A 13,087-nucleotide genomic window follows, 5' to 3' on the forward strand; every position below is an offset into this window, starting at 1 on the left:
CGTGAGTGCGTCGATCGTTCCATGGTTCGCCCTTGATGCTCCCGCACGGTGGGCGGATCGTGGGATCACCGGCCGGACGGCAGCCGCCGCACCCGGCCCCTCCCTCCCAACTCCCCGGAGCCCCCGATGATTTCGCGTACCCGCACCACCGTCGTCGCCGCCGCGTCCGCCCTCGCCCTGACCGCCGGGCTCGCCCTCACCGGCGCCCACGCCGCCACGGAACGCGCGGGCAAGGGCCCCGCCTGGACCGCGGCCTGGGCCGCGTCGCCGCAGCGGCCGAGCACCGGGTTCAAGCCCAACTGGTCGGAGGACGGCTTCAGCGGCCAGACCCTGCGCCAGGTCATACGCGTCACGGAGGGCGGTGACAGAGCCCGCGTCCGCCTCTCCAACGCCTACGGGACCTCGCCGCTCCGCATCGCGGGCGCCACCGTCGCCCGTACGGGGAAGGGGGCGTCGGTGGAGAAGGGCTCGGTCCGGCGGCTCACCTTCGGCGGCGAGCGGTCGGTGAGCGTCCCGGCGCACGGGCAGCTCTCCAGTGACGCGGCCGGACTGCGGCTCGCCCCCTTCGAGTCCGTCACGGTCACCCTGCACCTGGCGGGGACGACCGGGCCCGCCACCTTCCACGCCCAGTCCTTCGCCACCAGCTACCGGGCCGACGGCGAGCACACCGCCGACACCGGGGGCGGGGCCTTCGACGAGTCCACGGAGTCCTGGTACTACCTCTCCGGCGTCGACGTGAGCGGCCAGGAACGCTCGAAGCGGAACGGCATCGTCCTCTTCGGGGACTCCACCACCGACGGCTTCGCCTCCACCACCGACCGCGACCGCCGCTGGTCCGACGCGCTCGCCGAACGCCTCGCGGCGGCGGGCACCCCGCGGCCGGTGCTCAACGCGGGGATCGGCGGCAACCTGGTCCTCAACGACTCCGCCTGGTACGGGGAGCGGAGCGCCAACCGGTTCGCGCGGGACGCCCTCGACCTGCCCGGCGTCGGCACGGTCGTCGTCCTCCAGGGCGTCAACGACATCGGTTTCAGCGAGAGCGACACCCCGACCTACAAGCCGGCCCCCGTCGTGTCCGCCCGCGAACTCATCGCGGGCCATCGGGAGCTGATCCGCCAGGCCCGTGCCAAGGGCGTCAGGATCGTCGGGGCCACGCTGCTGCCGTTCGGCGGCTCCGACCACGACGGCAAGCACGCGGCGGCCGTCGGCGACGCGTTCAACGACTGGGTCCGCACCTCGGGCGAGTACGACGCCTACGTCGACTTCGACAAGGCCCTCGCCGACCCCCGGAACCCGGAGCGGCTCGCCCCCGCGTACGACAGCGGCGACCACCTGCACCCGAACGACGCCGGGTACCGGGCCATGGCCCACGCGGTCGGGCCGAGCGCCCTGTGAGAACGCCCGGCCCGCCGGCGGGAGCGGCTCACGGCTCCGACGTGCAGTAGCGGTAGTACGTCATCGCGAAGGTGCCGGCCGCGAGCGCCAGGGACACGGCGACGCAGGCCAGCACGCTCTTCCCGCTCTGGTTGTACAGGAAGCCCAGCGCCGCCCCCGCGAGCACCGCCCACGACAGGGCGCGCAGCCCGCGGGGGAGCCTTCTCCCCACCCGGTGCAGGGCGGTGACCAGGGCGGTCAGCACGAGTCCCGAGAGGACACCGAGCAGCACCTTCCCGACGGTGACGGGGCCGCCGTGGATGCGGGTCGTCGCGACCCAGAAGCCGTAGGCGAGACCGAGGAGCAGCGGCAGGGCCCAGGCCGCGGCCGAGGCGGACCGCGAGGCGGGCACGTGGTGGAGGGGGGCGGCATGTGCCATGACGGTTCCCTTCTGGTGGTCAGTGGTCAGTGGTCAGCGGTCCGGGTCGCCGGTGGTCAGTGCCTGCTGTAGGCGCACGGCTCGTGGCAGTCCCGGTCCTTCGCTTCCTTCCACTTCGGGCACGGGTCCTCCTCGGCGCAGCTCGGCACGTGCCACCCGTGGGTGTCGACGTACGCCGCGCTCACCCAGCCGCCGACGCCGGTCAGCCAGTACCAGAGGGAGTCACCGTGGACGACGGTGCCGTGCGTGGCGCAGTCGACGCGGTCCTCACTGCCCTTCGGCAGCTTCGCGACGATCCTGCCCGCGGTGCTCGGCTCGTCCCTGACCTTCAGGTCGGGCGTGGAGACGACGGTGCCCCAGATGACGCCGTCGTCGTCGTGCGCGGGGCTCGCGGCGGTGGCGGAGGCGGCGGAACCCACGGTCAGCAGGGCCGTGACGCCCACCGCGCCCAGAGTCGATGCGATGCTCATGATCGGCCTCCTCGTCCCCTCATCCAGGTAACACCCGTTCGGCCGAGCCCTCCACCGGAAGCCGTCCCGGCCCGCTCCCGCCGCGGCGGTCCGCCCCGCACGCGTCCCCCGCTTGCCCCATATGCAGTCGCCCCGCTCGCGCCGCCCGCGGCCGGGGCCTTGCCTGGATGCGTGCCCCGCAGCGTCCGCAGCAGCCTGTCCGCAGTCCTCCTCGTCGTGGCCTGCCTCCTCGTGCCCCTCGGGGCGCTCTCGACCTGGTCGCGGTACGAGATCGGGGACGAGGACGGCTACGTGGCGACCATGGCGCCGCTCTCCTCGGACCCGGCGGTGCGCACGGCCGTGGGCAACGCGGTCACCGACGCGGTGATGAAGGAGATCGACGCGGGACCGCTGCAGGGCACGGTCACGGCGTTCGTACGCGACGCGGTGGGTTCGTTCACCGGGACGGCGGCGTACGAGACCGCCTGGAACGCGGCGAACCGTGCGGCGCACCACGCCGTGGAGCGCGCCCTCGACGACGACTCCGACGGCGAGGTCTCCATCGACCTGGCGCCCATCGTCCAGCGCGTCAAGCGGCAACTGTCCGACGACGGCGTGCCCTTCGCGTCGAGGATCCCGGTCCGGCACACCGAGGTCACGATCCTCGACTCCGGGGACCTCGGCCCGCTACGGGAGGGCTTCCACATGCTCCAGACCGCCGGCCTCTGGCTCCCGGCCGCGGCGGTGGTGTCCGCGGCGGCCGGCATCTTCCTGGCCGTCCGCCGCCGCAGGGCGGTCATCGCCACGTCCGCGGGCGCGGCCCTGGCGGCAGCGGTCCTGGCCACGACGGTCGCCCTCACCCGCGCCCTCACGCTCAGAGACCTCCCCGCGGACGTCTCCCGCGACGCGGCGGGCGCGGTCTACGACGCCTTGACGGAATCCCTGTGGATCGCCGCATGGATCATCATGGCCCTGGGCACGGCGGTATCCCTGACGACCTGGCTGACGACCCACCGCCCCCGCACCAACCACCGACACGAGAACCCCCGCTAGACCCACGGGCAACGCCGCACCCAAGCCCCCCCAGGGGCGCGGGGAACGGCGCAACAAGCCACAACAGCCCCGCAGCCAAAAACCCGGACCAGCCCCCCAGGGGCGCGGGGAACTGCGCGACCAACCACAGCCGACCCGCAGCCAAACAACCCGAGCCCCCCCCCGAGGGGCGCGAGGAACTGCGCGACCAACCACAACAAGCCCGCAGCCAAAAACCCCAACCAGCCCCCCAGGGGCGCGGGGAACTGCGCGACGAGCCACAGCCGACCCGCGGACAACACCCCGCCCAAGAAGAAACGGCCCCCGAGGAACCGCCCCCCGGCGAACAACCGTTACAGGAAGAGGACCCCGGCAGCACCAGCCAACCCGAAAGGCCGGCCTTGAAGAGCAGGACCGTCACCCGCGACGCCGACGCCGAGGCCGAGGCCGATCCCGAGGCCAAGGCCGAGGCCGATGCCGCCACCCCGGGCCGGAGGCCGATCCGCAGAGGCAGGGCCACCCTCGCCGCCCTGCTGCTGACCGCGGTCACCGCGATCCTCGCCTTCCGCGCGGCGGACTCCGACGGCTTCACCCCGGTCCCCCAGATCCTCGCCTTCCTGCCCTGGCTCCTGGCCCCCGCCGCCGCGGCCCTGCTCCTGACGGCCCTGGCGAGATGGCGGACCGGCATGGTCTGGGCGGTGGCGGCGCTCGGCGGAGTCGCCTGGTACACGGAGCCGTACGGCGACACGGACGCCCCCGAGGGCCCCGCCGTGGCCGAGCTGCGCGTCATGACGTCGAACGTGGAGTTCGGCCAGGGCACCCCGGGCCTGGTGGAGGCCGTCCGCGACGAGGACCCCGACCTCCTCTTCGTGGAGGAGTGCGACCCGGCCTGCTCGGCCCTGCTCCGCAAGGAGCTGCCCCGCGGCGACTACCCCTACCGCGAGGCGGTGGAGGCGTACGGCGCGGAGGGTTCCGTCATCCTCGCCAAGGTCCCGCTGAAGCCGGCGAAGGGCATCCCCGGCACCCTCGGCATGCCGGGAGCCGTGGCCGAGGTGGAGGGCCACGAGATACGGGTGCAGCTCGCCCACCCGATGCCGCCGCTGCCCAAGGGCGTGGCCCTGTGGCGCGAGGAGCTGGGCAGGATCGGGGACTACGCCGCGGCGGGCGACGGCCGCCCCACCATCGTGGCGGGCGACTTCAACGCCACCCAGGACCACGCCGCCTTCCGCTCCGTCCTGGACGCGGGGCTCCGCGACGCCGCCCGCCTCGACGGGACGTCCCGCGCCCCGAGCTGGCCCGCCGCCGCGCCCGCACCGCTGGGCGCCCAGATCGACCACGTACTGGCGACCCCGGACTTCTCGGCCCGCGAGGCCCGCTTCCTGGAGATCGGCGACACGGACCACCGGGCCCTGGCGGTGACCCTGACCCTGCACCGCGCGGAGTCCGCGGACTGACCGGAAAGCCACGTATACCGGCAATACTGGACGCATGCCTCGTGAGACCCCTCCCACCCCACCGGAATCCCGCGAGTCACGCGCATCACGCGGCCCCCAGCGCCCCCTCGCCCCGCCCGCCTGGCTGGTCAGGTCGCTCAAGCCGCAGTCCGCGCCCATCCCCTGGGCGGCCGTCGCCCGCGCCTCCGTGGCGATGGCGCTGCCGCTGGCCGCGGGCATCCTCGCGGGGCGGCCGGCGTACGGGGCGCTCGCCTCCATGGGCGCGCTCTCGGGCGTCATCGGCGACACCGCCGACGCCTACCGCATGCGCATCCTCAACATCGCCGTACCGCAGCTGTTCGGCGCCATCGGCGTCACCCTCGGCTCGCTCGCCTTCGGCCACGGCTGGGTGGCCGTCGGCGCCGTCACCCTCGTCGCGCTCGTCTCCGGGATGATGTCGACGATCGGCGCCGTCGCCTCCGTCTCCGGCCTCCTCCTCCTGCTCAACTGCGTCGTCGGCGCCGGCCTTCCGATGCCCGGCGAGTGGTGGCTCGCCCCGGCCCTGATGACCGGCGGCGGCCTCCTCGTCCTGGTCCTCGCGCTGCTCGCCTGGCCGCTGCGGTCCGGCGTCCCCGAGCGCGCCGCCGTCGCCGACTCCTACCTCTCCGTGGCCGCGCTCCTCGAAGCCGCGGGCACCGACGCCTACGACGACGCCCGCAGCGCCGTCACCGTCTCCCTCAACCAGAGCTACGACCTCGTCCTCGCCCGCCGCGCCCTCGACCACGGCCGCAACGCGGACCTCGTGCGGCTCGTCGCCCAGTTGAACGCCCTCACCCCGGTCGTCGAAGCCGCCCCCGCCGCCCACCAGTGGGCCCGCCACGCCCACGTGACCCTGCCCGCCGAGGTCCCGGCGGCCGTCCGCGCCCTCGCGGAGGCGGTGTGGCGCGGCGGCGACGGCCCCGACAGGGGCGGCGCCCCCGGCCTCCCTGAGCTCTCCGAGCCGCGGGACCACGCGTCGCGGGCCCTCGACCACGCCGTGCGGCACGCGGCGGAGACGCTCAGCGACCCCGACCCGCTCGGCTTCATCGAGGCCGACGACCGCCTCGGCAGGCCCGCCGCGCTGCGGGTCCGCGCCCGCCGCGCCGCCCGCAACGTCATCCTCTCCGGCGCCTCCTGGCGCTACGGGCTGCGGCTCGCGCTCTGCATCGGCATCGCGCAGTCCCTGGTGTCGCTGATCGACGTGCCCAGGTCGTACTGGGTGGCCCTCACCGTCACGTTCGTCCTCAAGCCCGACTTCGGCTCGGTGTTCTCACGCGCGGTGCTGCGCGCCGTCGGCACGGCCGCGGGCCTGGTCGTCGCCGCCGTCGTGCTCAGCGAGGTGCCGCACGGCTGGTGGGACGTGCCCGTGATGATGCTGCTGGCCCCGCTCATCCCGGCCCTGACCACCCGCGGCTACGGCCACCAGACGGCGGCCATCACCCCCGTCATCCTGCTGCTCTCCGACATCCTCAACCACCAGGGGCTCGGCCTGGTCGTGCCGCGGCTCGTCGACAGCCTGATCGGCTGCGCCATCGCGCTCGTCGCGGGCTACCTGCTCTGGCCGGAGAGCTGGGGAACCCGGATCGGCGACCGGCTCGCGGACACCGTCGCCGACACCGCCCGGTACGTGGAGTGCGTCTTCGGCGCCCACGAGGACCCGGCCGCGCGGGCCCGGATGCGCCGCCGCCTCTACCGCGACCTGTCCGCCATCCGCTCCGAGTTCCAGCGCGCCCTGACCGAGCCGCCGCCGACCGGTTCCCGCGCCGCCGCCTGGTGGCCGCTGGTCGTCGCGGTGGAACGCGTCCTGGACGCCACGACCGCCGCGCGCGTCCGCATCCGGCACGGCGCCGAGGAACCGGCGCCCGAGGAGATCGCCGAGGTCGTCGCGGAACTGCGGGGGCTCGCGGCGGGTCTGCGCGCCTCGGCGCACCTCAGGGAGGTGCGGGCCGATTTCACCGTGGGCCCCAAGGACAGCGTCCTCGAACCCCTGCGGCAAGAGGTGGGGGCCGCGCGGGCCATCGCGTCGCCGAAGACGACGTGACGTGGGCGGCCCGCGCGGCCCCGTGGGCCCGCGTCAGGGACGCGGACCCCTCCGACTGGTCACTCAGTGGCCGGCGTCGACCTTCTCCAACGCCTTGGCGAACCCGTTCGCCCAGAGCTGCTCGACCTTCGCGCGCTCGGTGGCGTCCGGCTGCGCGTTGGTGCAGGACGGGCCGGGGCCGCCGCCCGACATCAGCTGGCTGCACGGGCCGTCGTAGGTGTCGGGCAGGCCGAGCACGTGGCCGGTCTCGTGGGTGGTGACGCGCGTCGAGTCGTACTCCTCGTTCTGCGCGTAGTCGAGGAACACATAGCCGTTGCCGTGGCCGTCGCTGCTCGCGTACGAGCCGCGCGGGTCGTTGCCCTCGCGGTACTCGAAGCTGGCGCCGGAGGTGCCCGCCTGGAGCTTCACGTTGGAGACGGCGCTGTTCCAGATCGACGCGCTGCCGGCTATCTGCGAGGCGAAGGTGGGCGCTCCGGAGGCGTCGTAGACGACGGTCACGGACTTGGCGCCGGGGTTGGCCGCGCGCTTCTCGGCGACCGCCTTCACGACGGCCTCGAAGAACGCCTTGTTGTTCTCGGCCTCCGCCTTCGAACCCTCGTAGGCGGCCCAGGTCGAGGTGGCCGAGTGCGCGGATGCCGTGGGGGCGGCGGGCGCGGCGGTGGCCGAGGTCGCGCCGAGACCGGCGACGGAGAGGCCGATGACGGCGGCGAGGGACAGGTAACGCTTGCTCATGTGTGGGGGGCTCCCTATTCGTTCCACGACCGTGGGGGGTCGATGAAAGGTGAACGGATCGGTGGGTGTGAGTCTCGGGGAGCATGTGACGCCCGGGGATGATGGCAACGCCCGATAGCCCGGAGCTATCACCCCGCGCGCACCCGCCCGAAACGGCTGGTTCTCATGGGGTTTGGGTATCTGGTGCGGCGGCCGTAGCGGCTCTACGCTCATCGACCATGGAGCTCGAGGTCCGGCACCTCCGCGCGCTGTGCGCCATCGCCGACAGCGGCAGCCTGCACAAGGCGGCCCGCCAGCTCGGGATGAGCCAGCCGTCCTTGACGACCCAGCTGCGCCGCATCGAGCACGCGCTCGGCGGCCAGCTCTTCGCCCGCGAGCGCACCGGCTGTCGTCCGACGCCGCTCGGCCGCGTGGTCCTCAGCCGTGCCCGCCCCCTGGTCACGGAGATGAGGGCGCTGGTCACGGAGACCATGGCCGCGGCCGCCCGTGCCACCGAAGGGCCGCGGCTGCGCATCGGGTCCACGGCGAGCCGTGCCATACCGGGCTGGCTGCGCAAGCTGCGCGTGCGGCTGCCGGGCACGGAGATCTCGCTCCAGATGGACGTCTCGGCCAACGCGCTGCTGCGCATGGTGGCCGACGGCCAGCTCGACGTCGCGTTCGTGCACGAGGTGGAGGGCAGCCCGCTGCGGCTGCCGGAGACGCTCCGAAGACGCGTCCTCCTCGGCCGCGAGCCGCAGTTCGTCTCCGTCGCCGCCGACCATCCGGCGGCGCGGCACCCGGTCGTCAGCCTCCGGGACCTCGCGGACGACCGCTGGATGGTGGACCCCACGGTGGACGGCGAGTGGGACGGCCTGCGCCGCGTCCTGACCGCGGCCGGCCTCAACCCCCCGGTCCTGCACGGCGACTACCTCACCGCCGCCTCCCTCGTCGCCTCCGGCGAGGTCGTCACCCTCTGCCAGCCCACGTCGCGGGGGCGCGCAGACATGGCCGTACGCCCCCTCGCCGGCGACCCCCTCGGCGTACGCCTCCTGGCGGCGGCCCGCACCGACGACGAACTGGACGCGGTCTACGGCGAGCTGGAGGCCGCGTACTGGGAGGCCGCCCGGCAGGCCCCCGCCTACGCCGAGTGGCTCCTGCGCGCCGGCGAGACGCGCGCGGCGGCCACCGGAACGCTGGTTCCTTCGTCCCGGTAGCCGCCGGAGCCGCTCGGCCGTCCGGCGTGGGTCAGACGCCGATGTCGCTGCCGTCCGCGCGCCAGACCGAGACGACCGACGGGCGGACGATCTTGCCGGGTCCGTCGGGCCAGGCGCTCGCGGGCTTCTCGACGGACGCCCCGTCGACCTCGCCCGGGTGCTGCACGGAGACGAGCACGCGCCGGTCCTGGACGAGCGGCCCGCAGGTCTCCGCGCCGTTCGGCATCGTCAGGAACTGCTTGAGCTCACCGCGCCTGCTGCCGCGCGTCGCGACGCCGAAGAGGCCGTCGTGGGAGCCGAGGTTGTTGCCGTCCGTGGAGATCCACAGGTTGCCGTGCGGGTCGAAGGTGACGTTGTCCGGGCAGGAGATCGGGGAGACCCGGTCCTTGGGGTAGCCCGCGAAGTACGTCGCGGGGTCCTCCGGGTCACCGGCGACCAGGAACAGCGACCAGCCGAAGGAGGTCGCGTCCGCGCGGTTGCGGCGCTCGGTCAGCTCCAGGATCTGGCCGTGCTTGTTCAGGTTGCGCGGGTTGGCCTCGTCGGCACCGGCCTTGCCCGGCTTGCCGCGGTCGGAGTTGTTCGTGAGCGCCACGTAGACCTTGCCGGTGTGCGGCGACGGCTCGATGTCCTCGGGCCGGTCCATCTTCGTGGCGCCGACCTTGTCACCGGCCAGGCGCGTGAAGAGGTACACCTCGTCGGCGGTCATGCCCTTGACGTGGCTGACGGCCTTGCCGCCGGGGCCCGCGGTGGCGAGCGGAATCCACGTGCCGCCGCCGTCGAACTCGCCGTCGTCGGGCAGCGTGCCCTTGCCGTCGATCTCATCGGCGGGCGAGTCACCGGTCAGCTTGGCGACGTACAGCGTGCCCTCGTCGAGCAGGCTCAGGTTGTGCTCGTGCGCGGCGCGCGAGGAACCCTTGGCCATCCGCTTGCTGCTGACGAACTTGTAGAAGTAGTCGAACTTCTCGTCGTCACCCATGTAGACGACCGGGCGGCCGTCGTGGGTGAGCCGCGGCTGCGCGGCCTCGTGCTTGAAGCGGCCGAGCGCGGTGCGCTTGCGGGGCGTCGAGTCGGGGTCGTACGGGTCGAGCTCGACGACCCAGCCGAAGCGGTTGACCTCGTTGGGCTCCTTGGCGAGGTCGAAGCGGTCGTCGAACCGCTCCCACTTGCGCTCGGAGGCGCCGCCGACGACGCCGTAGCGCTTGAGGCGCGCGGCGGTGGTCGGGTCGGTGACCTTCTCCGCGTTGGCGAAGTACTGGTTGAAGTTCTCCTCGCCGTGCAGCGTGGTGCCCCACGGGGTTGTGCCGCCGGCGCAGTTGTTCAGGGTGCCGAGGACGGTGGTGCCGCGCGGGTCGGCCTTGGTGCGCACGAGCGGGCTGCCCGCGACGGGCCCGGTGAGCCGGAACCGGCTGGTGGCGGTGAGCCGCCGGTTGAGGTGGTGGCGCGGAACGGCGGAGAGCCGCCCCTTCCTCCGCTCCCCCTCCACCACGACGACGGAGAGACCGTGGGCCGCCCAGGCGATCTCGACCTGTTCACGGGTGGGGTTCTCGGGGTCGTACCCCTTGAACATCAGGACCTCGTCCGTGTACTCGTGGTTGGCCACGAGGAGCTGGCGGTGGTGCTCGCCGCGCAGCGGAAGCAGGCTCAGGAAGTCGTTGTTGTAGCCGAACTGCCCGGCCTGCGCCCGGGCGGTCTGCCGGTCGGGGTCGAAGGCGGGGGCGCCGCGCAGGATCGGTTCGCCCCAGCGGATGACGACGTTCTGCTCGTAGCCGCCGGGGACGGTGACGGTGTCGGCGGTGTTCGGCGCGACGGGCGTGAAGCGGAGGCCGCGCGCCGCCTTGGACCTGCTGCTCCCCTTGCGTCCCTCCGGCACGGCCGCGGCGGCCTCGCTCGCCCCCGGGCCGGCTATGACCGCGCCGCCCGCGGCGGCGGCGACCGTCACGACGGCGGCGGCGCGCATCATCGAACGGCGGCTGAGCGCACCGGCGATGACGTCGCCGACGTACTCGTTGTCGCTGGTGTTGGGCACCTCTTGGAAGCAGGCGTCACCGCAGCGGAAACGGCAGGTCAGGGCGGAACGGCCGCCGCTCCCCTGATGCGAGGTGACGATCGGCAGCAGCTTCGGCACGGGTCCTCCGTCGTGGTGTTACTTACGTCTTTGGCTTGTTTCCGCCGTGACGGTATGGGCGGAGATCGGCAGGGCGGCGGCCGGCGGGTGAACGGCGGGTGAATCCATGACGCACGGGGAGGAGTTGGTACGGGGTTCCCGCAGGGCCCCCGGGGAGCGGCTCCGGCGGCCGGGGCGGCGGCCGACCCTGCCCGAGATCGCCCCGGGCGGCGGCTAACCTTACGTGTCCGCCCTGGCCAGGGATTTCGGGAATCAACTCACGCGAAGGGTTGCGCACATGGGCATTCTGAACCGCCTGCGGAACGCGTTCGGACGGTCACGCAAGCTGGACCCGGTGTCCGAGGCGTCGGAACCCACGGAGTCCGCGGAGTCCGCGGGGGCCACGGAATCCGCGGGGGCCGCGAAGTCCGGGGCGTCCACGAAGTCCGATGCCTCCACGAAGTCCGCGGGGTCCACGAAGTCCGGGGCCTCCACGGAGTCCGCGGGGTCCACGAAGTCCGGGGCCTCCACGGAGTCCGCGGGGTCCACGCTGGCCGCGGAGTCCGCCGAGACGTCACCGTCGGTGAGCGTCCCTTCGCCTTCCCCGGAGCCGACACCGCCTCCCAAGGCCACGGTTCCCGCCCCGAGCCCGGAGCCGTCCCCGGTCTCGTCGGCCGCCGACGACCTGGTGGCAGCGGCCTTCGACAACGTAACGGTCCCACCGGCCAGGCACCCGGACCGGCCCGCCCCAGCCCCGCAGCCGACCACGGCGGCGCCGGAACCACCCCCCACCAGAGAAGCCACCCCGACCCCGGAATCCGCCCCGGAGCCCACCCCGTCCCCCGAAGCCACTCCGGAGCCCACCCCGGCAGCCGAAGCCGCCCCGGAGCCCACCCCGTCCCCCGAAGCAGCTCCGGAGCCCACCCCGGCAGCGGAAGCGGAACCCGAGCCGGAGCCCGTACCGGACGTCGTGCCCACCCGTCCCGCCGTGCGGGACGCCTGCCCACAACGGGACCGGACCGAGCCCGAGGGCGAACCGGCCACTGCCGCCACCGCGCCCGAGGACAAGGACGAGAGCGAGCCCGCCGCTCCCGCCCCCGAGGCCGCCGCTGCCGCCGCCGAGGCCGCTGGTACCGCGGAGGCCACTGACGCCACCGATACCGCCAAGGCCGCTGGTGCCGCCAAGGCCACTGATGCCGCCGAGGCCGCTGACACCGCTGACACCGCTGTGGGCAATCGTCCCGCGGGGCGGGACGGGTGGGCACAGCCCGAAGCCGCGGCGAGCGATGTAGCGACGGCAACCCCGGCGGAGCCGGAAGCGGCGGCGCAGCCGGAGGTCCCCGCCGAGCCGGAAGCGGCGGCACAGCCCGAGGCCGCGGCGCAGCCCGAGGGTCCCGCAGAGCCCGAAGCCGCGGCGCAGCCCGAGGGTCCCGCGGAGCCCGAAGCCGCGGCGAGCCAAGAAGGAAAGCCGGCCCTCTCCGCAGCCAAGGTCCGCGGCAAGGCCCCCGCCCTGTCAGCCCCGTACAAGGCAGCAGGCGCCACGCTGCGAAAGCGCGGCCTCACCGGAGTCCGAGCCCCCGTGTACCTCGTCCTCGACCGCAGCGGCAGCATGCGCCCGTACTACAAGGACGGCTCGGCCCAGAGCCTCGGCGAGCAGGTCCTCGCCCTGGCCGCCCACACGGACCCCGAGGCCACCGTCCACGTCGTCTTCTTCTCGACGGACATCGACGGCACCGGCACGCTCACCCTCACAGACCACGAGAACCGCGTGGACGAGATGCACGCGGCAGCAGGCCGCATGGGCCGCACGAGCTACCACCGCGCCATCGAAGAGGTCGTGGCCCATTACGAGAAGTCGGACCACGCCCGGCACAAGACGCCCGCCCTCGTCGTCTTCCAGACGGACGGCGCCCCCGACACCAGGGGCCCGGCCACCCAGGCCCTGGCGGACGCCGCGAAGCACCCGCTGTTCTTCCAGTTCCTCGCCTTCGGCGAGCACGACGCGAAGGCCTTCGACTACCTCCGCAAGCTCACCGCGGACAACGCCGGCTTCTTCCACGCGGGCCCGTCCCCGCGCGAGCTCACGGACAAGGAGCTGTACGAGGGCCTGCTGGCGCACTGGCGCCCGTAGCCCCCACCGCGCCCCCCACCGCGCCCCCGACGGAGCCCCCGATCCCGGAGGCCGCCTGCCGGAGCCGTACAGGGGGCGGACCGGAGGCCCCCGGTCCGCCCCCTGGAATCGAGGTGAGTG

11 protein-coding genes are annotated in these 13,087 nt (G+C 73.8%); 6 read left to right on the plus strand and 5 right to left on the minus strand.

Annotated features, from left to right (window positions below; genetic code table 11):
• The first annotated feature begins 126 nt into the window (after window positions 1-126).
• Window positions 127-1,395: an SGNH/GDSL hydrolase family protein gene (locus AB0I16_RS26485; protein ID WP_363252074.1), complete on the plus strand. Its 1,269-nt coding sequence runs from the start codon at window positions 127-129 to the stop codon at window positions 1,393-1,395.
• 28 nt (window positions 1,396-1,423) lie between these two features.
• On the opposite strand, the gene AB0I16_RS26490 is transcribed toward AB0I16_RS26485, so the two are convergent.
• Both AB0I16_RS26490 and AB0I16_RS26495 read right to left on the minus strand, forming a co-directional pair.
• Window positions 1,424-1,813, minus strand: a complete 390-nt coding sequence (locus AB0I16_RS26490; RefSeq protein WP_363252075.1) for a hypothetical protein — start codon at window positions 1,811-1,813, stop codon at window positions 1,424-1,426.
• A gap of 56 nt (window positions 1,814-1,869) precedes the next feature.
• Complete coding sequence (locus tag AB0I16_RS26495) at window positions 1,870-2,283, minus strand: SH3 domain-containing protein (RefSeq protein WP_363252076.1); 414 nt, start codon at window positions 2,281-2,283, stop codon at window positions 1,870-1,872.
• 171 nt (window positions 2,284-2,454) lie between these two features.
• Here AB0I16_RS26495 and AB0I16_RS26500 point away from each other — a divergent pair, with 171 nt between their 5' ends.
• The 3 genes from AB0I16_RS26500 (at window position 2,455) to AB0I16_RS26510 (ending at window position 6,807) form a co-directional block, all read left to right on the plus strand.
• Entirely contained in the window at window positions 2,455-3,315 is an 861-nt protein-coding gene (locus AB0I16_RS26500) for a hypothetical protein (protein ID WP_363252077.1), read from the plus strand.
• 479 nt (window positions 3,316-3,794) lie between these two features.
• A complete protein-coding gene (locus AB0I16_RS26505) occupies window positions 3,795-4,748 on the plus strand; it encodes an endonuclease/exonuclease/phosphatase family protein (RefSeq protein ID WP_363252113.1) in 954 nt (317 codons plus the stop codon).
• Between the two features lie 34 nt (window positions 4,749-4,782).
• Complete coding sequence (locus AB0I16_RS26510) at window positions 4,783-6,807, plus strand: FUSC family protein (RefSeq protein WP_363252078.1); 2,025 nt, start codon at window positions 4,783-4,785, stop codon at window positions 6,805-6,807.
• A gap of 63 nt (window positions 6,808-6,870) precedes the next feature.
• Here the strand turns inward: AB0I16_RS26510 and snpA are convergent, their stop codons facing one another.
• On the minus strand, window positions 6,871-7,539 hold the full coding sequence (gene snpA, locus AB0I16_RS26515) for a snapalysin (protein ID WP_363252079.1): 669 nt from the start codon (window positions 7,537-7,539) through the stop codon (window positions 6,871-6,873).
• Between the two features lie 218 nt (window positions 7,540-7,757).
• On the opposite strand from snpA, the gene AB0I16_RS26520 reads away from it, so the two are divergent.
• Entirely contained in the window at window positions 7,758-8,732 is a 975-nt protein-coding gene (locus AB0I16_RS26520) for a LysR family transcriptional regulator (protein WP_363252080.1), read from the plus strand.
• A 31-nt stretch (window positions 8,733-8,763) separates the two neighbouring features.
• Here AB0I16_RS26520 and AB0I16_RS26525 read toward each other — a convergent pair whose 3' ends face one another.
• A complete protein-coding gene (locus AB0I16_RS26525; protein WP_363252081.1) occupies window positions 8,764-10,857 on the minus strand; it encodes a PhoX family phosphatase in 2,094 nt (697 codons plus the stop codon).
• A 252-nt stretch (window positions 10,858-11,109) separates the two neighbouring features.
• Entirely contained in the window at window positions 11,110-11,544 is a 435-nt protein-coding gene (locus AB0I16_RS26530; RefSeq protein ID WP_363252082.1) for a hypothetical protein, read from the minus strand.
• A 262-nt stretch (window positions 11,545-11,806) separates the two neighbouring features.
• Between AB0I16_RS26530 and AB0I16_RS26535 the strand changes: the two genes are divergently transcribed.
• Window positions 11,807-12,967: a VWA domain-containing protein gene (locus tag AB0I16_RS26535; protein WP_363252084.1), complete on the plus strand. Its 1,161-nt coding sequence runs from the start codon at window positions 11,807-11,809 to the stop codon at window positions 12,965-12,967.
• The last annotated feature ends 120 nt before the right edge of the window (window positions 12,968-13,087 follow it).

Source organism: Streptomyces sp. NPDC050703, from assembly GCF_040654435.1.
Classification (GTDB): domain Bacteria; phylum Actinomycetota; class Actinomycetes; order Streptomycetales; family Streptomycetaceae; genus Streptomyces.